The 25,275-nt window shown below is 46.0% G+C and carries 18 protein-coding genes; 12 read left to right on the top strand and 6 right to left on the bottom strand.

Translation table 11 applies throughout. From position 1 onward, the window contains the following. Positions 1 to 127: 127 nt before the first annotated feature. Positions 128 to 2,581: a glycogen/starch/alpha-glucan phosphorylase gene (locus OCV56_RS23125; protein ID WP_086714857.1), complete on the bottom strand. Its 2,454-nt coding sequence runs from the start codon at positions 2,579 to 2,581 to the stop codon at positions 128 to 130. Positions 2,582 to 3,148: 567 nt separating this feature from the next. Between OCV56_RS23125 and malT the strand changes: the two genes are divergently transcribed. From malT to sstT, 7 genes are all read left to right on the top strand, one after another. Then, complete coding sequence (gene malT, locus OCV56_RS23120) at positions 3,149 to 5,857, top strand: HTH-type transcriptional regulator MalT (RefSeq protein ID WP_086714856.1); 2,709 nt, start codon at positions 3,149 to 3,151, stop codon at positions 5,855 to 5,857. 549 nt (positions 5,858 to 6,406) lie between these two features. Continuing rightward, positions 6,407 to 7,327 carry a DUF368 domain-containing protein gene (locus tag OCV56_RS23115; protein WP_017630202.1) on the top strand — a complete coding sequence of 307 codons (921 nt, stop codon included), beginning with the start codon at positions 6,407 to 6,409 and terminating at the stop codon, positions 7,325 to 7,327. Positions 7,328 to 7,524: 197 nt separating this feature from the next. Beyond that, positions 7,525 to 7,965 (top strand): hypothetical protein, encoded by a 441-nt coding sequence (locus OCV56_RS23110; protein WP_086714855.1) that lies wholly within the window; start codon positions 7,525 to 7,527, stop codon positions 7,963 to 7,965. After that, positions 7,962 to 8,558: an SCO family protein gene (locus OCV56_RS23105; RefSeq protein ID WP_086714854.1), complete on the top strand. Its 597-nt coding sequence runs from the start codon at positions 7,962 to 7,964 to the stop codon at positions 8,556 to 8,558. Before OCV56_RS23110 ends, OCV56_RS23105 begins: the two co-directional genes overlap by 4 nt. Before the next feature lie 86 nt (positions 8,559 to 8,644). Beyond that, positions 8,645 to 9,103: a copper chaperone PCu(A)C gene (locus OCV56_RS23100; protein WP_086714853.1), complete on the top strand. Its 459-nt coding sequence runs from the start codon at positions 8,645 to 8,647 to the stop codon at positions 9,101 to 9,103. A gap of 521 nt (positions 9,104 to 9,624) precedes the next feature. Then, positions 9,625 to 10,689: a ribosome small subunit-dependent GTPase A gene (gene rsgA, locus OCV56_RS23095; RefSeq protein WP_086714852.1), complete on the top strand. Its 1,065-nt coding sequence runs from the start codon at positions 9,625 to 9,627 to the stop codon at positions 10,687 to 10,689. 389 nt (positions 10,690 to 11,078) lie between these two features. Then, positions 11,079 to 12,296 carry a serine/threonine transporter SstT gene (gene sstT, locus OCV56_RS23090; protein ID WP_086714851.1) on the top strand — a complete coding sequence of 406 codons (1,218 nt, stop codon included), beginning with the start codon at positions 11,079 to 11,081 and terminating at the stop codon, positions 12,294 to 12,296. A 156-nt stretch (positions 12,297 to 12,452) separates the two neighbouring features. On the opposite strand, the gene OCV56_RS23085 is transcribed toward sstT, so the two are convergent. The 3 genes from OCV56_RS23085 to OCV56_RS23075 all read right to left on the bottom strand — a co-directional run bounded on the left by OCV56_RS23085 (position 12,453) and on the right by OCV56_RS23075 (position 16,447). Continuing rightward, the gene (locus OCV56_RS23085) at positions 12,453 to 13,664 is read right to left on the bottom strand and encodes a tetratricopeptide repeat protein (RefSeq protein ID WP_086714850.1); all 1,212 of its coding nucleotides are present in this window, start codon (positions 13,662 to 13,664) and stop codon (positions 12,453 to 12,455) included. Positions 13,665 to 13,967: 303 nt separating this feature from the next. Further along, on the bottom strand, positions 13,968 to 14,570 hold the full coding sequence (locus OCV56_RS23080) for a response regulator transcription factor (protein ID WP_086714849.1): 603 nt from the start codon (positions 14,568 to 14,570) through the stop codon (positions 13,968 to 13,970). 11 nt (positions 14,571 to 14,581) lie between these two features. Next, on the bottom strand, positions 14,582 to 16,447 hold the full coding sequence (locus tag OCV56_RS23075; RefSeq protein WP_086714848.1) for a sensor histidine kinase: 1,866 nt from the start codon (positions 16,445 to 16,447) through the stop codon (positions 14,582 to 14,584). Between the two features lie 209 nt (positions 16,448 to 16,656). On the opposite strand from OCV56_RS23075, the gene dsrO reads away from it, so the two are divergent. From dsrO to OCV56_RS23050, 5 genes are all read left to right on the top strand, one after another. Further along, positions 16,657 to 17,463, top strand: a complete 807-nt coding sequence (gene dsrO, locus OCV56_RS23070) for a sulfate reduction electron transfer complex DsrMKJOP subunit DsrO (protein WP_086714847.1) — start codon at positions 16,657 to 16,659, stop codon at positions 17,461 to 17,463. Further along, complete coding sequence (gene nrfD / locus OCV56_RS23065; protein WP_086714846.1) at positions 17,460 to 18,554, top strand: NrfD/PsrC family molybdoenzyme membrane anchor subunit; 1,095 nt, start codon at positions 17,460 to 17,462, stop codon at positions 18,552 to 18,554. The genes dsrO and nrfD overlap by 4 nt, the downstream gene beginning before the upstream one ends. 14 nt (positions 18,555 to 18,568) lie before the next feature. After that, positions 18,569 to 21,661: a tetrathionate reductase subunit A gene (locus OCV56_RS23060; protein ID WP_086714845.1), complete on the top strand. Its 3,093-nt coding sequence runs from the start codon at positions 18,569 to 18,571 to the stop codon at positions 21,659 to 21,661. Between the two features lie 262 nt (positions 21,662 to 21,923). Then, the gene (locus OCV56_RS23055; RefSeq protein WP_086714844.1) at positions 21,924 to 22,565 is read left to right on the top strand and encodes a c-type cytochrome; all 642 of its coding nucleotides are present in this window, start codon (positions 21,924 to 21,926) and stop codon (positions 22,563 to 22,565) included. Positions 22,566 to 22,574: 9 nt separating this feature from the next. Then, entirely contained in the window at positions 22,575 to 23,636 is a 1,062-nt protein-coding gene (locus OCV56_RS23050) for a c-type cytochrome (RefSeq protein ID WP_086714843.1), read from the top strand. Between the two features lie 156 nt (positions 23,637 to 23,792). Here OCV56_RS23050 and OCV56_RS23045 read toward each other — a convergent pair whose 3' ends face one another. Both OCV56_RS23045 and OCV56_RS23040 read right to left on the bottom strand, forming a co-directional pair. Continuing rightward, on the bottom strand, positions 23,793 to 24,722 hold the full coding sequence (locus OCV56_RS23045) for a LysR family transcriptional regulator (RefSeq protein WP_086714842.1): 930 nt from the start codon (positions 24,720 to 24,722) through the stop codon (positions 23,793 to 23,795). A gap of 26 nt (positions 24,723 to 24,748) precedes the next feature. Continuing rightward, on the bottom strand, positions 24,749 to 25,189 hold the full coding sequence (locus OCV56_RS23040; protein ID WP_060980634.1) for an Lrp/AsnC family transcriptional regulator: 441 nt from the start codon (positions 25,187 to 25,189) through the stop codon (positions 24,749 to 24,751). Positions 25,190 to 25,275 lie beyond the last annotated feature (86 nt).

The raw sequence follows: 25,275 nt of genomic DNA, 5'->3' as shown, positions 1-25,275 counted from the left end.
TTTAATTTTTTACTAATCAATTAGCTTGTGACAATCAGTTTGTAAGCATTGCTATCAGAATAAGCCATCTGTTTGCTCACAAGCTAATTGAGCCAAGGCAGAGGCTGCCTTGGCTACTTGGGAACTATTAACGGTTAACCGCTTCTAGTTTCCAGATGTTGTTCACGTAGTCGCGAATAGAGCGGTCTGATGTGAACTTACCAACCAATGCTGTATTAAGAATCGCTTTCTTAGCCCAACCTGCTTGGTCTTTGTATTGCGTGCCCATGTCTTCGTGCGCTTTCACGTAAGATGCGAAGTCAGCAAGACATAGGTATGGATCACCACCGTCTAGCAGGCTATCAAACGTCGCACGTAGAAGACCTGGTTGACCTGGAGTGAACTCATCGCCAGTCAATAGGTCTAGGGATGCTTTCAGTAGTGGGTCTGCATTGTAGTAGTCATATGGGTTGTAGCCCTGAGCTTTCAGTGCTTGTACGCCATCAACTTCTAGACCAAAGATGTAGATGTTCTCATCGCCGACTTCTTCACGAATCTCAACGTTCGCGCCATCCATCGTACCGATAGTTAGAGCGCCGTTTAGAGCCATCTTCATGTTGCCCGTACCAGATGCTTCTTTACCAGCCAGTGAGATTTGCTGAGAAACGTCTGCTGCAGGGATGATGATTTCAGCCATACTTACACGGTAGTCAGGGATGAATACCACTTTAAGCTTGTTGCCGATGCGAGGATCGTTGTTGATCTTCTCTGCAATCTTGTTAACTGCGAAGATGATCTCTTTCGCTAGGTGGTAACCCGGTGCTGCTTTCGCTGCGAAGAAACATACGCGTGGCTCACACTCAAAACCCGGTTCATTAAGAATACGGTGGTACAGAGATAGAATGTGTAGCAGGTCTAGGTGCTGACGCTTGTACTCGTGTAGACGCTTGATTTGCACGTCGAAGATAGCGTTAGTGTCTAGCTCGATACCCATGTTCTCTTGAACCCAATCAGCAAGGCGCTGTTTGTTTTCTTTCTTAACCGCCATGAATTCTTTTTGGAATTTCGCGTCTGTTGCAAACTTAGCAATGCCTTCAAGTTGCTCAAGTTTTGCAGGCCATTCTGAACCGATCTTATCTGTGATTAGCGCAGATAGACCTGGGTTACAGAACTTCAACCAACGACGTGGCGTGATGCCGTTCGTTACGTTAGTCAGTTTACCTGGGAAGATTTCGTTGAACTCAGGGAACAAGTCTTTCTTAACCAGTTGTGAGTGAAGCGCAGCTACACCGTTTACTTTGTAAGAGCCAATAACACATAGGTTTGCCATGCGAACCATACGGTGGAAACCTTCTTGGATGATAGAAAGCTTCGCTTGCTTCTCACCGTCACCAGGCCACATCTTGCGAACTTCTTGCATGAAACGGTGGTTGATTTCAAAAATGATTTCCATGTGACGTGGAAGAAGACGGTTGATCAGTGATTCAGACCAAGTCTCTAGCGCTTCAGGAAGTAGTGTGTGGTTCGTGTATGCGAACGTATGAGCACTGATTTCCCATGCTTGGTCCCAAGATAGACCTTTCTCGTCAATCAAGATGCGCATTAGCTCAGGAATCGCAATAGTTGGGTGCGTATCGTTTAGCTGAATTGTTTCTTGCTTAGGAAGATCTTCTAGAGAGAAACCTGCTGCTTCGTGACGACGTAGAATATCGCGAACCGAGGCTGCTGAGTGGAAGTACTGCTGCATTAGACGCAGAGTCTTACCTTTCTCGTGGTTGTCGTTCGGGTAAAGAACTTTCGTGATGTTACCTGCATCGATTAGCGAGTGTTGCGCTTCGAAGTAATCACCGTTGTTAAAGCTTGCTAGTGAGAATGGTGCAATTGCCTGACATTCCCAAAGACGCAGCGGGTAAACCGTGTTTGACTCGTAACCTACGATAGGTAGATCCCAAGGCATTGCTTTTACTTCCATACCTGGAACCCAAGTACGTACTTCTTTACCGTCGATGAATTCAACTTCTACATGACCGTAAAAACCAATGTGTTGTGCTAGTTCTGGACGAGCTACTTCCCATGGGTAACCTTCAACACCGCGCCACGCGTCAGGTGCTTCTTGTTGACGACCGTCTTGGAAAGACTGTTTGAATAGACCGTACTCGTAGTGAAGACCGTAGCCTACTGTTGGGTATTCTTGAGCGGCACAAGAATCCATGAAACAAGCAGCTAGACGACCAAGACCACCATTACCTAGTGATGGGTCGCGTTCTTCTTCTAAAAGGTCTGTTAGGTTTTGACCTAGCTCTTCCATTGCATGCGTGATTTGCTCATACAGGCCCATGCTGATTAGGTTGTTACCTGTCAGACGGCCAATCAAGAATTCTAGCGAAAGGTAGTTAACACTCTTCGCGTTTTTGATTTTTTCATCGTTTTCAGTTTCTAGCAGGTCGAATGTTGTGAGTTCTGCTAATGCGCGACCCATTGCTAGGTACCATGCGCGGCTATCCGCGTTTTCAATCGTTGTTGCGTAGGTTGCAGATAAATGCTTCTTAACGCTTTCTTGGAACGACACTTTATCGAAAGTTTTTTGCTGAGTTGGTTTCATTTCAGAAATCTCGCTTTTAATAGTTCTAATTCATCTGTGACATATCGTGCATGGTCACCATAAACTAAACATCCTCCCGCTAACGCAACTGACTAGGAGTAGATGGGAGGGCGTAGGGGGCGTACCGACATAGGGTTAGTGATCTGACTCTCATGTTCTGACTTCGAACAAAAACTTGGAGTGACTAAGATCACAAGCTCCCGTTCGATAACTTAACTTCAATTGATGTGACTTTTATTTAACCAAACTGAACTCATTGCCAAATCTGAGTTTGAGATCACGAAATTTTTTTCCTACTCTCATCTTTTGCATGAATCTCCGTGTAGAAACGAACTAAGTCACATTCAAAAACCAACCCACAACGTGAGCAAAGTCTCAAATAAAGGGCGTAGAAGCCTAAAAACATGCAGGAGTGCAAGGTTTCTGCGGAGGATCATAGTCGGTGTCGTTTTGCTTCACGTAATATGAGTAAAGACTTAAGTAATTAGGCTAGTGTCATTGGACTGCACTCAATGAGTGCTTGAAATATTCAAGACCATAGCCACGGAATAGGTGTAAAACTTCGACATGTGGATCCCATCGAAACTGACTCGTCCCGGCCGCTTACATAATGCAATCCTAAGACCTAGGGTTCTCGATCTGCTTCAGAATGCAGATTGCTATAAACTTGTATTGTTCCGCTCCCCAGCTGGCTACGGCAAAACCACCATGGCTGCACAATGGTTGGTAGATAAACCCAATGTGGGTTGGTACAGCATTGATGATAGTGACAACGATGCCTTCCGATTTATCAACTACCTACTTCAATCACTTAATAAAGCGACTCAAAATGCCTGTCCGAATGCCCAAAAGCTGGCAGAAAAGCGACAGTTTTCATCGCTGCATTCTTTATTGAGTGAAGTATTTGCCGAGATGTCGGAATTCCATCACGAGTGTTTTCTGGTGTTGGATGATTATCACTTGGTCAACAATGACGACATCCACGAAGCAATGCGCTTCTTCCTCAAACACATGCCCGACAATCTAACGCTTGTTGTGACTAGCCGTGGGACACCACCACTTGGTACAGCAAACCTGCGTGTTCGTGACTTGATGATCGAATTAGGCAATGACTCGCTAGCATTTGATACCGAAGAGACGACACGCTTTTTCAACCAACGTGTTGCCGACGGTATTGATGACACCACCGCAGACAGTATTTGCAGCTATGTAGAGGGTTGGCCTTCTGCTCTGCAACTTATCGCGCTGCAAGCACAGCACCAAAAACGCACCCTTGCACAGTCCGCAGAGTCGTTTTCTCACTTTAACCACGCCCATCTTTGGGACTACTTGGTTGAAGAGGTATTCGACCTGCTAGACAAAGAAACCCGCCAGTTCCTGATGCAGTGCTCTGTACTGGATCACTTTAACGATGAATTGGTGTGCGCGCTAACTCAGCGTGAAGATGCGCTCGGTATGATTGAGTCTCTCAACCGATTTGGTCTGTTCATTTACCCTCTTGAAGGTGAGAAGAACTGGTACCGATTCCACAATCTATTCGGCGAATTTCTTGCCCACGAGCGTCAAGCTCGAATTCCTCAACAGGAAGCGGAATTGCATCGCAGTGCAGCAAAGGCTTGGATAAAACAGAACACACCACACCAAGCTCTGCGACACGCACAACGCGCTGAAGATGCAGAACTGATCATTCAAATCCTTACTGAGCACGGGTGGCCGATGTTCAACCAAGGTGAGCTTTCGTCACTAGAGATGGCGATTAAGCAGCTCACTACCGATCAACTTTACAGTGAGCCTAAACTTTCCATGTTGCGTGCGTGGCTTGCACAGAGCCAGCACCGCTATGACCAAGTAGGTACTTTATTGGAAGAGGCTGAAACTCAATATCAAGCTCGAAATATTGAACTCGATACTCAGCAGCAAGGCCAATACAACGCACTACGCGCACAAGTTGCCATTAACAGTAATGAACCTGAAAAAGCATTAGAACTGGCAGAGCTTTCACTGAGCCAGCTGAACACGACCGTTTATCGTAGTCGAATCGTAGCGACATCGGTTGTAGGTGAAGTAAATCACGTAATGGGTAACCTAAGCCGTGCGCTACCGATGATGCAACAAACAGAAAAGCTGGCACGTCAGTATCAAGTTTATCATCAGGCACTGTGGGCGATTCTGCAACAAAGCGAAATTCTGATTGCTCAAGGTTACGTTCAAGCTGCATTTGAATTGCAAGACAGCGCCTTCAAGTTGATTGAAGAGCATCAACTTCAATACGTTCCACTACATGAGTTCTTGTTACGCGTGCGAGCTCAGATCTTCTGGTGTTGGAACCGTTTAGATGAAGCAGAAGAGTGTTGCTACAAAGGCTTAGATATTCTTGGTCACCATTCACCAAGTAAGCACCTACACAGCTACTCGATGCTGGCTCGTATTTCACTGAGCCGTGGCGAAATTGATAAAGCGTCGAAGTTTATTGACCAGATTCAGCACTTATTGCGCCAATCAACTTACCACGTGGATTGGACAGCGAATGCGTCACTTTCTCTGATCTTATTCTGGCAAGTGAAAGGCGATAAAGACGCAATCCACGACTGGTTGAGCGTTGCTGTACGCCCTGAATCCGCGAGCAACCACTTCTGCCAACTTCAATGGCGTAACATCGTGCGTGCCCACATCATCCTAGAGCAGTATGAAGACGCAGAAGAAGCATTAGCGTTCTTAAAGAGTGAAGCTCAGCGTTCGCATCTGATTACCGATACTAATAGAAACTTGATCGTCGAGGCTGTGTTACGCACCCAAATCAATGATGAAGACAGTGCGCGCGTACTACTTGAAGAAGCCCTACACATGACTAACCAAACCGGTATGGTTGGTAACTTCTTGGTAGACGGTGGCACTATCGGGCATATCTTAGATAAGTTGAGTAGCAAGCCGGGCTTGGGTGATTTAGAGCGCCATCGCGCTCAACAGATCATGAAAGATATCTCAACGACTCAACGTAGCCGTTCCGTTCACTTCGACGAAGACTTTGTTGAGAACTTGGTTAATCACCCGAACATTCCTGAGCTGGTGCGCACGAGCCCACTTACGCAGCGTGAATGGCAAGTACTTGGTCTGATCTATTCTGGATTCAGTAATGAGCAGATCGCTCAAGAGCTCGATGTCGCAGGTACTACGATCAAAACTCACATTCGCAACCTTTACCAAAAGCTCAACATTGCGAACCGTAAAGAAGCGATAAGTACAGCAGAGAACTTATTGCAGTTGATGGGATACTAAACGGATTCGAGTAAAGCATAAGCTAGTCACCTATGGTGGCTAGCTTTTTTTTCGTCTGCAGTTTAGCGCCTAAAGAAGCTGGGGAAAGAAACAAGATCACCAGATGACAGGCAAAAAAATAGCCAACCGCAATAATCGCGATTGGCTCTATATATTTGTGAACAAATCATAGGTTCACTAACAACGTCAGTTGGCTAGGTGACCCTCGGCTTAAGAAGGGTCAATTTATTTAATGCAGTTAACGTGCCAACTTTAATTCAGCGTTTTATAAGCCCTACATCGCATAAAAACCATGATTTCCACATGCGAATTGCAAAGTGCATTTGCATAATGCAACCAAGATGCAATATCGATAAGAGACCAGTTTCATCGATACTCTTAATGACAAATCACTAAGTGGTTGTATTTTAAATATTAGGCCAAAGTTCACTTCAACTTATTGCCTTACAATTAAAGAGGTAATAAAAGCATCGACCCAGTAGCATATTCATACTTTTTTTACACTAAAGTTTGTATACTGCACAAAATTACCCTCAACTCTATGAAGCAATGAACTACTTAAGTACTTTTTTCAAAGGCATGGCAATGGGCGCAGCCGACGTTGTCCCAGGCGTGTCGGGCGGAACCATCGCATTCATCACTGGTATCTACGATACGCTGCTAGAAAGCATTCGCAGAATTAACCCTAGCGTACTTGGCTTATGGAAACGTGAAGGCTTCAAAGCTGCGTTTAACCACATCAACGGTTTCTTCCTGATTTCACTGTTCGCGGGCGTGTTCACCAGTATTGCAACATTCGCAAAACTGATTTCTTGGTTATTGGTCACGCACCCTGTTCCACTGTGGTCTTTCTTCTTTGGTCTGATCTTGGTGTCGGTTTTCCATATTCTTAAGCAAGTAGAAAAGCGAGATATGATTCGATTCGTCTTTTTACTGCTTGGTGTTGCCTTCGCTTATAGCATTACTGTGCTTAAGCCATTGCAAATGGAGCCAACCAGCATCAACGTCTTGATTGCGGGTGCGATTGCGATCTGCGCGATGATTCTACCGGGAATTTCAGGCAGCTTTATTCTGCTTCTAATTGGTATGTATGGCCCAGTGCTTGGCGCCGTTAAATCATTTCAAATCGATGTACTTGCTCTATTCCTTGGCGGCTGTGTGATTGGTCTACTGACTTTCTCACACGTACTCTCTTGGCTGCTACGCTCATTCCGCGATTTCACATTGGTGTTCTTAACGGGTTTGATGATCGGTACGCTACCTAAGATCTGGCCTTGGAAAGAGACCATTAGCTGGCGCATCAACTCGAAAGGTGAGCAAGTACCACTTATTCAAGAGAACCTATCTCCGTTCAATTTCGAAGCGGTAACCTCTCAACCTTCTCAGCTCACTTTATCGGTGATCATGATGTTGGTGGCTATTGCACTAGTGCTGGGTTTAGAAAAGTTTGCTGAGCGCAATGCTGACTAATCCCTAACAATCATGCTTAAGTTAGCATGTAGGGTGCCGAGCTTAGGTAGCGATGCACCTTGTGAATTGAATCAAAGCGAAGCTTATGGCTTCGCTTTTTTATATCTACCATACGCACAAAATTGCTTTTTGATACAAGCACGTATTGAGGGGTATGATAACATCGCCGCTCTTATAAAATTAGATGAGAACACGACATGCACCCAGCATTAAAGGTTGCAGCTCTTGGAATCGCTCTCGTGGCAGGCTTTTATGGGCCACAAGCAATTCAGCATTTTAAATCAGCGATAGAGCAAACTCCCGCTGACGTTAATTTAGATGATTACTGCATGCTTTCAACAGAATCGTGTGAGCAAAATGCCGTTGCGATGACGCTTGAACATGAGACGGCACAGCCTCTTGTGCCGACCAAAATCAAAGTCGTTTGGGAAGGCGCAGCATCTGAAACATTAATGCTGTCACTCACAGGCTTAGAAATGGAAATGGGATCGGCACGTTTTCAATTAAAGAATATTGGTAACAATACCTACGAAGGTGATGTGATTTTACCTGTGTGTACCATGGATAAAATGACTTGGCTTGGCAAACTCACCGATGGTGTTGAAACCGTAAACCCTGCAATAAGGATGGCAAGATGAGTAAGAATTGGTCGTTAGCATTAGTGGTAGCGTTTGTACTTGGCTTTGGTGTCAAAAGTTACCTTGATGGACAAAACGAAGCTCAAGAGCAACATGCTGCAAAGCAAGAATTCTCTGCAACAACCCTTTTTGGTAAAGATAACCAGCCAACGGAAATCTTTGACCAAACCGACGACAGAATTCGTATCGTTTACTTCGGTTTCACACGCTGCCCAGATGTCTGCCCTACCTCTCTAGCGATGTTAGCAGGAGCACTTAACCAGGTTTCTGATGAATCAAAAGCCAAGATTCGCCCGATGTTTGTCTCTCTCGACCCTGAGCGTGATGCAGCAGAAGCGTCGTACGAATATGCGCAATACTTCCACCCAATGATGGAAGGGTTAAGTGGCCCGTTAGATGTGACAACAACGCTTGCACATAACTACGGTGTTATTTTCAGAAAGACCAAGCTTGAAGGTTCTGAGCTGGAATACACCCTTGACCACAGCTCATATTTCTATTTTTTAAAGCCCGACGGTACCTTGATTACTAAAGTGCCGCATACGTTAACGCCAGCGCCAATTGTTGAAGCTATCAACAAGCTGACGCAGTAAAACGTAAAAACAAAGAACTTAATAAATAAAGTTCGAACAATAAAAGTCAGGTCCCAGACCAAAACATAAAAATTAAGGACAACAACATGAAGTTAAAAGCACTTGCTCTAGCAGGCTTATTGCTCACTCCCTTTGCTCACGCGAATAGCGACATTATGGTTCACGACGCGTACGCTCGTGCAACACCGCCTTCAGCAGTGAACAGCGCAGTATTTACAACGTTGATGAACCACAGTGACAAAGATCGCGCTATTGTTTCTGCGACTACACCCGCAGCAGGCAAGGTAGAGCTTCATGATGTTATCGTTGATGGCGACGTAATGAAGATGCGTCAAGTTCAACAAATTACAATCCCTGCGAATGGTGAAGCGGTACTTAAGCCTGGCAGCCTGCACATAATGTTGTTCGACCTAAAAGATGGTCTAAAAGAAGGTGAGCAGATCGAGATGACTCTGACTTTCGCTAACGGTGAAACGCAAACCTTTGATGCACCGGTTAAGAAAGTAATGAGCGGCATGAAAAAGATGAATCACGATCATCACTAATCGGATTCACAATCAATGAAATAAATTAAGCCACGATGACTTCTCGCCATCGTGGCTTTTTGTTAAACTGAGCTCGCTTTTTATTCACAGCATGACCACATTAATAACCAAGGAGAAGAGAAGATGATTGTAATGAAAACACTAAAACTGGCAGTAAAAGTAACGCGTTAATTTGTTTGGTTAAGCAAACTTTAATCTCGAACGACCAACATTAAGCCATCGACTGGCTACCGCACACTTTTACCCGGTTTACTATTGATCTGTAAGTGATCAATACCTCCATGCCCAACAGCGCATGACTAAATCCGGGGTCCTATCTATTTGAATTCGACCCAAGCTCAAAACATTTTTGACGTCTCGATGCTTTTATCTCATCAACGCGTTTTGGTCTCATAAACACTTTTTGATCTCGTCAATAACCTGAGATCTCACAAGATGTTAATGCTCTCATAAGACTTTAATGCACTGATAAGACTTTACTCTCACAAGAAAAGAAAGCTCGCACGTCTGGGTAAATAAACATGAATTCACAAAACGCATTTTCTCATCCAATGTCACTTCAACAACTTGGATGGCAACCTGTATTCCAACAACAACTGACACTTGAAGATTACGACCATTCAGTGATCGCCCGTATCACCGCGCACCATCGCAGTGGCTACACATTGGCGTCTGAAAAAGGCGAAATCACTCTACCCATTCATCACAACCAACCCGCAATGACGGTTGGCGACTGGGTAATATTGAACTCTGAGCTGCAATTCGACCGCTTGCTCGAACGTCAATCGCTCTTCAGCCGTAAGGCTGCAGGCAGTCGTGTTGCTGAACAATATATCTTAGCCAACATCGACACGGTTTTTATCGTGGTTTCGTTAAACAATGACTTTAATCTAAGCCGTATCGAACGCTACCTAGCGCTCGCCAATGAAGCACAGGTTGAAGCGGTTATCGTACTCACCAAGAAAGACTTATGTGACGACTACGAAGACAAAGTACAACAAGTGCAAAGCTTAGATTCGATGCTAATGATCGAAGCGGTCAACAGCCTAGACCAAGACTCAACTCAAGTCTTGTCACCTTGGTGTAAAACGGGCAAAACTGTTGCTTTGATGGGTTCGTCTGGCGTCGGAAAATCTACGCTCGTCAATTCATTGCTCGGTGAAACTCAGCAAGCAACCGGTGGTATTCGTGAAGACGACAGTAAAGGCCGACACACAACGACATCACGCTCGCTCCACTTGCTAACATCGGGTGGTTTACTGCTCGATACTCCAGGAATGCGAGAGCTACAACTTGCAGACTGCGCTGAAGGCGTGAGTGAAACCTTTTCTGATGTCGAAGAGTTAGCCATGCATTGCCGATTCTCTGATTGTCATCATGAATCAGAGCCGGGGTGTAAGATACGCAAAGCCATTGAGGGTGGGGATTTGTCTGAAAGACGATTTACTAACTATCAAAAGTTATTGAGAGAGCAAGCCAGAAATGGCGCCTCATTGGCAGAGCAACGCGCGAACAGCAAACAGCTTTCCAAGATGTACAAAACCGTGCAATCAGAAAGCCGCAACATTAAAAAAGCTTCTGACTAAACCCTTGAGGTAATCACAATAAGCTTTATTTAAACAACTAAGCCCCACCTTGTTAAAGACGTGGGGCTTTTTGTTTCAACTTGGTCGTAGTGTGATTATTTATGCACACAATGTTCTTATTAGTAGTGATTTACATTTCGATGTTTTCACTATAATGAGTCAACCAAATGCCACATTGCAGATTTATAGCTCATTAAGAATACATTTATTTAACATTTAGCTCTAAAAACACCACGTAGCGCAAACAATCACCCTAAAAGTAAACTATTCCTAGACACCCTCTTAGATCCCGCTAATATGACCGCCCATTCCACTAGTGTATAGTCGGATTTGGTACAACTTTATAAAAAGATACATCACTATAATAAATTAACAATTGCAGGTATTTTATGCAAAATCACAACATGCTCGCCCGCATCGCTCGTGGAAATCTCGTTCTACAGATCCTTGCTGGTATTGTTTTCGGTGTCGTTCTCGCCATGGTTTCTCCTTCAGCAGCTCAAGACGCAGGCCTTTTAGGTAGTCTGTTTGTTGGTGCTCTGAAAGCTGTTGCCCCAATTTTAGTATTCATTCTTGTTGCAGCTTCTATCGCAAACCAAAAGAAAGGTCAGCATACCCACATGCGTCCAATCATTGTGCTTTACCTGATTGGTACGTTCTCTGCTGCACTGACCGCTGTAGTACTGAGCTTCATGTTCCCGACCACTTTGACATTGGTTGCTGGCGCTGAAGGTGCTAACCCACCTCAAGGTATTGCGGAAGTTCTTCATACCCTATTATTCAAACTTGTAGATAATCCAGTTAGCGCGCTAATGAACGCGAACTACATCGGTATTCTTGCTTGGGCAATCGGCCTTGGTCTTGCACTGCACCACGCATCTGCAACAACAAAAGCAGTTTTTGAAGACCTTAGCCACAGTGTTTCACACATTGTTCGCTTCATTATTCGTCTTGCGCCATTCGGTATCTTCGGTCTGGTTTCGACAACATTCGCAACAACAGGCTTCGATGCACTAGCAAGCTACGGTCAACTTCTAGCGGTTCTACTAAGCTCAATGTTGATCATTGCACTTGTGGTTAACCCACTGCTTGTCTTTGTAAAGACAAAACAGAATCCATACCCACTTGTACTGCAATGTATTCGTGAATCTGGTGTAACGGCATTCTTCACTCGTTCAAGTGCTGCAAACATCCCAGTGAACATGAACCTTTGTAAGAAGCTAAACCTAGACGAAGATACTTACTCTGTATCTATCCCACTAGGCGCAACAATCAACATGGCGGGTGCTGCAATCACTATCACTGTGTTGACACTTGCAGCTGTACACACAATGGGTATTGAGATTGATATCTTCACAGCGATTCTACTAAGCCTTGTTGCTGCAGTATCGGCATGTGGCGCATCGGGTGTTGCTGGCGGTTCACTACTGCTTATCCCACTAGCATGTGGCCTATTTGGTATTTCTAACGATGTAGCGATGCAGGTTGTAGCGGTTGGTTTCATTATCGGTGTGATTCAAGATTCTGCTGAAACAGCGCTTAACAGCTCAACTGACGTAGTGTTCACTGCTGCTGTATGTAAAGCTGAGCAAAACAAAGCGTCATAAGCTTTTAGGTATTAGGCTTTAGCTCTTAGCTCTTAGCTCTAGAAGCAGATAGCACGCAAATAAAAAGGGAAGCACTAGCTTCCCTTTTTTGTTGTCTTGAGTTTCTCGATTAGAGCTAAAACTATCTGTTAACCGTACACAACCAATGAACACCACTTACTGGTTTCTGTTCCAGCTAGAGTCAACCGCAGACTGACTAAAGTCTAGAGAACCACTATTCTGACTAGCTTGTTTATCTGTTGGTACCTGCTCGGTATTCACCTGTTGGCTATAATCAACGTTAGTCTCTTGCTCACTAGGCACTTGGGTCTCTATGCGGCTCGTGTCTACATTCAACTCGTTGCCTTCTTCATCGAGCGCTTCTTTCACTCTCTTAGGAACAGGTACATTGCGTTTGTAGAGCTTATTGAGCGCTTTAATGATTGAGTGCTTAGTGATTGCTTCTTGTGTCAGCTTAGTCATTATCGGCTTAGTCAGAGACTGCAAGCCCACGACGGCATCCACACCAAGCTCACCGCCGACCTTATCCCTTAAATGCTTTGCTTCTGAGTAACCAAAATGGGCTGAGAGGAATAACCAGATATAAGCGATGGCATTACCGTGTTCACCATGGTCGATCCATGCTTCGCCCGCTCTAAACATCGCTTCTGCACTGTTCTTTTCTGCAGCGGTCTCAAACCAGTAAACAGCTTCTCCATGGTTAGGCTCAACACCCACACCGTTCAAATAGCTCATACCCAGTTTGATCTTGCCGTCTAGGTTATTTTTTTCGGCGGCTTTTTGGTACCACTCAACAGAGCTCTCAGCAGAGTAATCTGGATTGTCTTTATCTAGACACCAATCACCGATAAACAGCATCGCTTCGGTATTACCACCAGCCGCAGACTCTTCGATATAGGTGTAACCTTTAGGGATGTTTTTATCAGTTCCGCGACCAAAGACGAGTGCTTTTCCCATCTCGAATTTTGCAGATACGTCATTATCTAGGGCAGAGATTGCGAGCTGCCAAAAGTTGGCTTTTTCTCTTAAAATCAGGTCTTCTTTACGCTTCATACTGAGGCGTACAATACCGTACATTCCATTGATATTATCGAGTTGCGCCGCTTTATCGTACCAATACAGAGCTTCCTTAATATTGTTACGCTCAGCTTCTTTCGCCAAATACAGAATCGACGGTGCATGCCCAGTTTCGGCTTTGAAGTGGCGCTCTTTTTGCTCTTGGATGCGCGCTTTTTCAATCGCTTTTCGGTAAGCGACAGCACGAGCCTTACGTTCTTGTTCCAAGCGCTGCTTTCTTAGCGATAAAGAGATCAGCCACACGGCGACAAGTATTAACGAAAGAGCCGTCGCACCAATTGCGATTCCCATTGTACTCATAAAATATTTTAACCTAACTCGGCTGATATCAACCTCGGTGTCAGAAGTTATCAACCTATAGTGGATGTGTCGAATTACAGGGAAAAGCGCCGTTATTGAAACGTTCCGCCCTAAAATGAACTTAGTTCAGTATCTCAGGAATACATAGCGATAAAAAGTCTACTTAGACCTATCCTTATGCACTCCGTAAATGGTGTGATCTTGCTTCAATACTGGCTACTCATGAAGACCACTTTTCATCAGAAAATAGTGGTAAGGTAATGATTTCCCACCCTCAATCTCTTGCATTTATGGTTAGGTAATCTGCCCATAAATATAAGCCAACTCTGCAACTGTTTTTGCAGAAAACTTCTTCATCAAACTAGCTCGGTGAACTTCAACCGTTCTTACTGCGATGCATAGCTCATCGGCAATTTTCTGATTGCGCTTGCCGTCAATAATCTGTTTAAGAATATCGATTTCGCGCTCAGTTAACGACGCGTATGCTTGGCGGTAGACATTCATGTACAAATGCTTTTCTGAGGCCGCTAAACCTTGCTTAATCGCCTCAGCCAACTCACCGCCTTTGACTGGCTTCTGGAAGAAATTTACCGCGCCAGCCTGCAGCGCTTCTACTGCCATAGGTACATCACCATGACCAGTGAGATAGATAACCGAAAGCGGGCTCTGTGCTTTCAACATCAGTTCATGCACTTGCTGGCCTCTCATCTCCGGCATTCTACTATCTAGCACCACACACCCAGCCGCACTTAAATCAACGGCATCGAGAAAACTCGGACCATCTTGATAAGCTGACACCGTGAAATCATGCTCTTCCAGTAAGAACACCAATGAATCGCGCATTGATTCATCGTCATCAACCACATAGACCGGCAACGTTTGATGAAGTTCAGACATAACAAGATTCCTCATGAATCATTTGAAAGAGAGAAAGGTAATGTCACCACGACGTGACAACCATGTGGGGTGAGAGACGTAATGCTCATTTGACCGCTGTGGTCTTCAATTACGTCTTGGCATATCGCAAGCCCTAGACCCAAACCGTTTTCTTTGCTGCTCACAAAGGCTTGAGTCACTTGATGCTCGGCAAAATCTAATCCGGTGCCATTATCGATAACCGACAACATCATTTTATCGGCTTGATACTCGGTAATCACTTTAATTGTCGCTGGCTCGTCGTTTTTGTTATCAATATCAGACATCGCGCGCTGCTGCTGCTGGGCATTACACGCATCGGTCGCATTGTTGATAAGGTTGACTATCACTTGTTGGAGGCCCACAGGGTCAATATAGACCTCAATAGGTCGACCAACGACGTAGCGCTCAATGGTAATTTGGTGCTGTTCAAGGCGGAATTGCAGTAGCTCAATAGTGTCCGTTAGCAACTGCTCTATATCGGCCTTTGACTTTTCTGCTGAGCGTTTCTTTATCATGTTTCTTAGGCGCTGAATGATCGCGTCTGCACGATCCACTTGTGATTGGATCTTCTCAAAGACCGGCTCAATATCGGTGATTGGTTTGTTTTTGGAAATACGTAGCAGACCACCTTCACTGTAGTTTCGAATAGCCGCCAAAGGTTGATTGATCTCATGTGCAAGGCTGCTCCCCAGTTCGCCCACGACGGCAATGCGTTGAGAATGTTCTAACTGTTCACTCTTACTCTTTAGCTTGTTAAGTGTCGCTTCTAACTGCTTTTTGCTACGGCTGAACTTGTACTCAAGCCAAAAGTGGTAAGCATTCAAAAACACCACTAACAAGAAAAACGCCCATGCCCATTGCTGATTGTACTTAAGCCAGATTAACGCTTCTTTCCACCATGGCTGTTGCAATGGGTGCATGTCGAGTTGCTGATAGAGCTTGTCGATAGGCAGCAAACTGGTTGGTGATGTCCAGCCCGAGGCGTTCGCTGCAATGGCAGGCGCACTGCTTTTTGGCATCGCAAATAGCACCTGACTCATTTGCTTAGCCAGTGCAGAAGAGGCTCGCTCCGTTTTGGCAAATGACCAGTTGGAATACAAAGGTGTAGAAACTTGGCACCGGAACCCTTCGGGCGCTTGGTTGCCGATGACACGATATTGATCAGCCACCAACAATCCTTCGCTGATCATGTTTTCAACCAAACAGGCAGGAACCACTGCCGCTTCAATATGGCCTTCTCGAAGTTGATACAGACTCGCATCAATCGGGAAGCCCAAGAAATGAGTATTAGAGAAAAAATGGTTAGGGTTCAGCTCTTCCTGCATCACTTGATAGCGCATGGTGAGATAACCACCAAACGCGTTTTCAGAAACCGCGGCAATCGGCTTTCCGCTCAGTTGTTCAAATGAGATATACGGTGACATTCTTCTGACCACCAAGGCCGATCCGATACTGCGCGTGCTGCTCACACTTTGGTCGTCGTAATTGTGGCTAGTCATAGTCGCCATCCAAGAGAGGTCATACTGACGCCCTAAACGAACCGCCTGGCCGGGATTAGTGATAACAAAATCGACCTCGACCTTCTTTACCGCTTCCGCCATCTCTTCCAAATTAAAAGGCTTGAGAACAAAGTGTTTTCCTAGGATACGCTCAGACAACCAGTCCATCGTTGGTTGCCAGCGTTGTTGCGCTGCAAGTTTGCCCCTGATGGCTAAAACACCCACTTCAATCGTCTGGTCTGATTCAATCGTATTTGTCGCTACCGAAACCGGTTCCGTTTGAGCAGCGACACAAATACCTGCACTCAAGCTCAGCCAGCACGTACTGATGAATGTGATGAGGTTGCGATCGGTCATGGACATCTCTTTATTCAATCGGGTTACCTATTCAATGATTTCTCAATGCGTTAAAGCGCTTTTAAATAAAGCATAACAGCTAGATAGCGAAAACCACATTTGTTCTAGATCAACTTTGACCTGGGAATGTGGAAATCCACAATACCCCGTATAGGGTCAAAATCTGACAATGAGCTCAACAGAACCAATACCCATTTATAGGTACCAATATGGACTCATTGAAAAGACGGTTTCTCAGCCAGTTCGGCAAAGTTTCCGCTGGTGCTGCGCTCATTCCCATTACAGGAATCAACACCGCAGTTGCCAGTACAGCCATTCGCAACAACAACCAACCAGACCGTAAAGGCGAAATGGGTAAACGCTACGCCATGGCGATTGATTTGCGTAAATGCGTAGGCTGTCAGGCATGCACTGTTGGCTGTAGCATTGAAAACCAAGCACCAATTGGCCAGTTCAGAACCACTGTAAAACAGTATGAAGTATCCCTTGATGATGGTTCAACAACTCAACAAGAGGTGAAGTCATTCATGCTGCCTCGCCTGTGTAATCACTGCGACAACGCACCGTGCATTAAAGTCTGCCCCGTTCAAGCTACCTTCCAACGTGAAGATGGCATTGTGATGGTCGATAACGAACGCTGCGTAGCTTGTGCCTACTGTGTTCAAGCCTGCCCTTACGATGCTCGCTTCATTAACCACGACACACTGACCGCCGACAAATGCACCTTCTGTGCACATCGCCTTGAAGATGGCTTGCTACCCGCTTGTGTCGAAACCTGTGTCGGCGGCGCTCGTGTCATCGGTGACCTGAAAGATCCAAACAGCGAAATCAACCGCCTGCTCAATGAGAACCAAGACGACATCAAAGTGCTCAAGCCAGAGCAGAATACCAACCCACATGTTTTCTATATCGGCATGAACGAGCGATTCGTTAGTCACATTGAAGGGCAACCTGCGATTTATGATCCTGCCGCCATTGATAACTCATCTTCTAGCAAACAAGGAGAGACAGCATGAATATCACCGAGGTGTTAGTTCCCGCTCAAGAGATTGCTTGGCTACCGTGGGCGGTTCAATATTTCTTCTACATTGGTTCAGCCTACGCGGCGGCTATTCTGTTTTTGATAGCCCTGATCTTCAAAAACTCGACCAGTCATCAATTCCGCTCAGCTCTTGTACTAGTGATGGCCATTGGCGCCATTGTTGGACCATTAGCCCTTACTGGTGACTTACACCAACCTGGACGTGCGTGGCACTTCTACGCACACATCACGCCTTGGTCATGGATGTCACTGGGTTCTCTGTTTCTTCCTTTGTTCTCTGGTCTGGCTGTCGCGACGGCTTGGGTTTACTTGCGTGATGACATCGCACAACTTAAAGAAAGTGAAAACCCGCTTCTAAAGCGCTTGTCTTGGTTAACCCTAGGCCAATGGCAGGTTTCAGCAAAACTAATGATTGTACTCGCTGCTGTGACGGCCATTTCGGGCCTAAGCATCGCGCTCTATACAGGTGCCGAGATTGCAATTTTGGCGAGCCGACCGCTTTGGCATCAACCGGCTTCTCCACTGCTTTGGTTTACGACTGCATTTTTTGCTGCAACGGGCTTAACGCTGTTGATTTGGGCTTTGCTGCCTTCAAGCAAGCCTAGCTTAAAACCGACAGACCTCGCTCTGGTCCAAAGAACCATTACGTTAACGGGCGGCCTTGCCATCATTCTTACGTCGATTTGGGCTTCTAACCATGGTCACTTCGACCTGTATGAGGACAACGCTTGGGGCATTAATTTGGGCATCATGACCACCAGCATTTTGTTGTGCATGATCTTGGTTCTACCTCTACAACGCTTATCTCAAAGCAAGTTAGGAATTATCTGTGTAGCACTTGCGACCATAGTTTCGGCATGGGCAGTACGCTGGGTAACCATGATGGAAGTTCAAACCATTCCACGTTTTGATGTAGGTGCATTCCCTTATGAACTGCCAATGGGTAGCTCAGGTTTACTTGGCATTGTCGGTATGTGTGGTCTCTGGTTAGCACTTGCGTTGTTCGCTTCTGAAGTCGTATCGACAAAAACATCGTCACCACTTACCCACTCACATAGCTTGTAGTCTGAGGAATCATCATGGATAACAAACGTCGTCAATTTTTAAAAGCAGGCCTTGCTGCCGGTGGTGTTGGAGCTTTTGCTGCAGGTTATGCGACAACCACAAAACACATGGTTCACGGTGCTATCGATGGCACTGCGGGTAAGAAAACTAAACACATCCATCACGGTAACTCGTTAGAGACGGAATACAGTGTCGATGAACAAGGTAAGATCTCGCCAAACCCAAACCAACGCGTGGCTCCATCAATGTGTTTTGGCTGCTGGACACTATGTGGCTTGCGTGTGCGTATCGATAACCGCAACGATGAGATCTTACGTATCTCAGGTAACCCATATCACCCGCTATCAAGTGATCAGCAAATCCCGTTCAAAACACCGGTGAAAGATGCCTACATTGGCTTGTCTGGTGAATCAGGCATAAATAATCGCTCGACAGCCTGCGCCCGTGGTAACGGCATGTTAGAGATTCAAAACAGCCCATACCGAATCACTCAACCGCTAAAACGTGTTGGTAAGCGTGGTGAAGGCAAGTGGGAACCAATCAGCTACGAACAGCTAATCTCTGAGATCACCGAAGGGGGTGACTTGTTCGGTGAAGGCGAAGTGGAAGGCTTACGCTCGATTCGCGACATCGAAACACCGCTAGATCCAAACAACCCTGAATACGGCCCAAAAGCCAACCAGTTATTGGTAACCAATGCCGGCAATGAAGGCCGTGATGATATCTTGAAACGCTTTGCGTTTAACAGCTATGGTACTCGTAACTTCGGCCACCACGGCTCTTACTGTGGCTATGCATTCCGAGCAGGCTCTGGCGCGATCATGAATGACTTAGACAAGTTCTCGCACTTAAAACCCGACTTTAACAACGCAGAATTCATTCTGTTTATTGGAATGTCTCCGGCTCAAGCAGGCAACCCGTTTAAGCGCCAAGCACGACAACTAGCAGAGGCTCGTACAAACGGAAAACTGAGCTACACCATTGTGACACCAAGCCTTCCTGCAGGATCGTCAAGCCTTGCAGCGGGTGATCGCAACAACTGGCTTCCGATCAAACCAGGCACCGATTCAGCATTAGTTCTGGGGATGATCCAGTGGATCATCGAAAATCAGCGCTACAATCATAATTTCTTGTCTCGCCCGAGCGCACAAGCGATGAAGAAAGCAGGTACTACACACTGGTGTAATGCATCTCACCTAGTGATCAGCGACGAAACGCACCCACAAAACGGACGCATGCTTCGCGCATCTGATATTGGCTTGCTAGAAACAGGCGAACCGATGTCTGATGATGATGCATTTATCGCACTAGATGTGACAACGTCACTATTAACATCAAATGTTCAGGTCGAAGAGGCGGCGTTATTTGTCGATCAAGACGCAGAAATCGATGGTCAGAGCGTTCGTGTGAAGTCTTCTCTACAAAGATTGAAAGAAGAAGCCTTCAAGTATGACCTTGCTTATTACAGCGAGCAGTGTGAAATCCCACAAGATCAGATTATTGCACTGGCGAAACGCTTCACCAGTTACGGGACAAAAGCCGTCGTCGATACTCACGGTGGCAACATGCACACTAATGGCTTCTACAATTCGTTCTCTATCCTAATGCTGAACGCGCTGATCGGTAACATCAACGCGAAAGGTGGTGCGATGGCAAAAGCGGGTGGCTACCCAACTTCTGTTGCAGGCCCTCGTTATGACTTTACCAAGTTCAAGGGTAAGACAAAGCCGCAAGGTGTGTTCTTGTCTCGTAGTAAATTCCCGTATCACAAAACCAGCGAATACAAACGCCGTGTTGCTGCCGGTGAATCTCCATATCCAACGCGCGCGCCTTGGTACCCGATCTCTGCACCGTTGTTAACCGAGCATTTATCAGCGGCCATTGATGGCTACCCTTACCGTGCAAAAGCGTGGATCAACCACATGGCGAATCCACTTTATGGCGTACCGGGTTTAGATAACCTGCTAGGCGAAAAGCTTAAAGATCCAAAGCAACTGGGTTTGATCGTCTCTATCGATGCTTTCATCAATGAAACCACAGCGCTATCGGATTATCTCGTGCCTGACACCGTAACCTACGAAAGCTGGGGCATGGCAACACCTTGGCATGGCGTTGCAACTAAAGCGATCACCGCTCGTTGGCCGATTGTTGAGCCTAAAACCTCACGCACGCAAGACGGACGCGCCATCAACCTAGAGAACTTCTTTATTGATGTTGCGAAAGCGCTCGATCTAGGCGGCTTTGGTGATAATGCAATCAAAGACAACCAAGGCAATTGGCACGGTATCCACGGTGCAGAAGACTTCTACCTGCGCTCTGCGGCGAACCTAGCATTTGCCAAAGGCGGCGTGCCGAATGTTGAGGTTGAAGACATTGTTTGGTCTGGCCTAGAGCGCCTAATACCTGTGATGAACAAAACGCTCAAGCCAGAAGAGATGCTCAAGGTAGCGTACATTTTTGCACGTGGCGGTCGTTTTGAGGACGCCACCAATGCCTACACCAACGAAACCATGAAGTACAAATGGACCAAACCACTAGCTATCTGGAACGAAAAGCTCGGTACTTCTCGCAATACCATCAGTGGCGAGCAGTACATGGGTTGCCCTACGTGGCATCCGCAAAAGCTTGCAGACGGCACACCTTTAGCTGAGCAGTTCCCAACAAAAGAGTGGCCATTCACCCTGACTAACTTTAAATCCAATATTCATAGTGCGGTGTCTAACTTGTCACCACGCTTAGAATCTATCAAGGGTGTGAATCCGGTGTACATTCACCCGCAAGATGCCTCTTCAGCGGGCATCAAAACCGGTGACGTATTTGCCATTGAAACGCCGAGCGCAACGACAAAAGCACTGGCGATGGTGATTGATGGCATCAAACCGGGAACACTAGGCTTTGAACATGGCTTTGGTCACAAAGAGCTCGGGGAACGTGCACACTGGATTGGCGATACACAACAACCAGTGAAGATGAAATCCAACGATGGCGTTAACATTAATGATATTGGCTTAATTGACCCGACAAGAGAAGGCAAAGGAGTCATGCTTGATTGGGTAGTCGGCGCAGCAGCAAGACAGGCACTTCCGGCGAAGATCTACAAGGTCTAATTCTCTGTAATTTTCGTCCAACAATAAAATAAACAGAGCAACTTCATCATTCAGAGTTGCTCTTTTTTTCACCAGCTCCCTTTAAGTTTTAGCCCCACCTCCCTCAAACAACTATGCTTATCTCTAGGGTCAAAACAGGCTGATTGAGCCTATTTACGTGAGACTCTCCTCAAGTTCCCAGTGAATTAATGTGGAAATCCACAATAGCGCGAGCAATCAATTATGTCGAAAATGCGTGCATTACAACCAATAGCGACGCCTCATGATTAAGCTGAATATAAAAACTCAAACTCTCACGCTTTGCATCGCTGCTTTAGGAAGCCTTTCTTTATCCGGCTTTGCACAAGCAGCGCCTAACCCTATGCCCGAAGCCGCAGAAACCTGTAGCGGGTGCCATCAAGCTGACGGGAAAGGTATGCCTAACATCGCCCCTATGCTTGCTGGGCTGAATGCTGACTACCTAGAACATCAATTGATTTTATTCTCTAGTGGAGAGCGTCAAAGCGCGATTATGAAAGGCATGGCCGATGGCGTGTCTGCTCCTGCTATTCGTCGTGAGGTTGCCGAATACTTTGCCTCTCTCCCTTCATACGAATTCACGGACTTAGAACAGCGTGGCTCACAAGCGGATATCGAGAACCCATATCGCAAGCTTGTATTTCAAGGTGATTGGGACCGAAACATTCCAGCATGTGCTACCTGTCACGGACCAAGCGGAATGGGCGTAGACAAGTTTCCACGCCTTGCGAGCCAACATGCCGACTACATTCAATCTCAGCTTAACGCATGGAAAAACGGCACTCGCAAGGGTGATGATTTGAACATGATGGGCAACATCGCAGGCAAATTGACCGACGATGAGATCAAAAACCTGTCTTACTACTTCGCATCTTTTCGATACTAAAGGGCTAGCATGAAAACACTACTTTTAATCACCGCAACCCTTGCCTCTGGACTCGCTTATGCCGACGGTGAATTACCCGATAGCCAAACCGAACTGCCAGCCGTCGAAAAAGTGAAAGACAACAAGTACCTAGTGCCACGCGACTTAGTGGATATCCCAGCAGGAGAATTTGGCGACAAAGTAAAATTAGGTTACTCACTGTTTGTTGACTCGCAACAGATGCGCGGCGAATACGTCGGCAACGAGCAAAACTGTGTTAACTGCCACATGCAAGCAGGCATGAAGCCCAATGCAGCGCCACTTTGGGGCGCGTACATGGCCTACCCGGCTTATCGTAAGAAAAACGACAAGGTCAACAGCTACGCTGAGCGTATTCAAGGCTGTTTCACCTATTCAATGAACGGAATCGCACCAGCCTTAGACTCAAAAGAACTGGTCGCACTCAGCGCTTACTCCTACTGGTTGGCGATGGGTGGCATGTTAGATAAGAACGGCATGCAAGACACACCCGTTCCCGAGCTCAGCGATGCAGATTTACAAGTCGGCGGTAAAGCAGAAAGCTTCCCTCTTCCTCAAGAGCTGTTAAGCAAATACCCAATCGATGATCGCAGTAAATTAGCAGGTCGTGGCTACCCTAAGATCGCTAACCCAGAACAAGAACCTTCTATCGCACGTGGCGAGAAGGTTTACCAAACCAGCTGTCAAACGTGTCATGGTCAAAATGGCGAAGGCATTAAAGGGGCCGATGGTCGCTCTTACTTCCCACCGCTGTGGGGCGAGAACGCGTTTAACTGGGGCGCGGGAATGCACCGCATAAACACAGCGGCTTATTTCATTTACGAAAACATGCCACTTGGTAAGAGTCAGCAACTTTCAGTTCAAGAGGCATGGGATGTGGCCGCGTTTGTAAATAGCCATGAGCGCCCACAAGATCCGAGGTACAAAGGCGATGTGGCTGCGAATGCAGAGCGTTACCACAACCATCAAGGCTACTATGGTAAAGAAGTAGACGGTCATGTACTGGGTTCAAAAGCTTACCCAAGTGGTAAAGAGGTGATTCACGAGCACTAACTTCGATTGAAGACGTACTCTTTGTGGAAAAAGAGCCGCTCACACTAGCTATAGCTGAACTTTACATTGTAAATTAGTGAGCGCTAAAAAAGTAAAAAGAAGCCAGTTCGTGCGACGTTCTGGCTTCTTTTTTGATTTGATATGGCAGAGAACTCGTTAATCTTGCTGCATCTTCTCCCAAATCGTTGGTGACCCAATATAATCTTGCACTGAGGTGATGAACTCTTTTACTAGCTTGGTCTGCTTACGGTGTGGGTAGACGGCGTAAATAGCAGTATCCGCTGTTGAGATAGCGTAATCAGGAAGCAGTGTCACTAAGCCCAACTCTTTCATGGAGGCGTACAGATTTGATTGATCAAGGAAACCATAACCTAAGCCATCTTTCACACAAGACACCATAGTACGAACATCACTCACCTTGTAGTTACCACGAATCGTCAGGCTCTGGAAAGTGTTGCCATACGGCTCTTCACTAATACGCAGGTGATCAACGGTCATGTCACCATTGGTATAAATCACCGCAGGCAGAGACAGCAGATCTTGTGGCGTTTTCGGCTCACCATGCTGCTTCACAAAGTCATTCGAGGCGACCAGCATGAAGTTACTGTCGGCTATCTTCTTCGCAATCAGATTCGATTCCACCAGCTTACTGAAACGAAAGGCAATATCAAACTGCCCTGCAATGATGTTGGCGATCTTATCGTCTAGTGAAAGTACGATCTGAACATCCGGGTACTTTCTCATAAACTGAGTGATGATAGGTTGCAGGTATTGCTGACCAAAATAGATCGGCGAAGTAATGCGCAGCACGCCTTTTGGCTCTGACTGGTACGAATCAGCAATGCCTTGAATCTGATTGATGGTGTCTTTCAACACGTAGGTTTGCGCGAGGATATCCTCCCCTGCCGACGTCAAAGAAAACGAACGAGTAGAACGGTTGAGTAGCTGAACACCCAAGTCTTGCTCAAGCTTCTTGATTTGTTTAGAGAGTGAGGAATTGTCCATGTCATGTAAGGTTGCCGCTTTGGTAAACGACCCTTGTTGAACCACATCTAAGAACAATAACAACTGATTGGTATTGGGCACTGTGCCGCTCCTAATATTAAGCTCGATTAACGTTCATCTTTTGGGGTGTCCATCACCACCATAGTTGTGATGGATTGAACCTGAGCACACTCCCCTAGCACATCGGCATGAAACTTCTTATAGCTCGGTAAGTCTTTAGTCTCGACTCGCAACAAGTACTCATTGGCACCGGTGATGTTGTGACACTCGACCACCTCTTTCTCCATAGCAACGTGCTCTTCAAACTCCAATTGAGCAGATTTTTTGTGGCTTGATAAACCGATCGAAACGTAGGCGATAAAACCCACGCCCATTAAACTGTTATCTAGAACCGCACGATAACCTTGAATGATGCCTTTGCGTTCAAGATCTTGTACACGTCTTAACGTCGCTGAAGCCGATAAACCAATTCGCTCTGAGAGCTCAATATTGGAGATTCTGCCGTCCAACTTAAGCTCTTGCAATATCCTTTCGTCAAATCTATCCATAAGTACTTATTATTGTGCATTTAGTGATAATAGAGGAAATAAAAGCACATAATTGCCTCACTTTCCACCTACTATGTTTCTCAACA

This window comes from Vibrio gigantis, from assembly GCF_024347515.1.
Lineage (GTDB): Bacteria > Pseudomonadota > Gammaproteobacteria > Enterobacterales > Vibrionaceae > Vibrio > Vibrio gigantis.
Note: the sequence above shows the minus strand (reverse complement) of the source record. Positions and strands in the feature narration are given on the sequence as shown.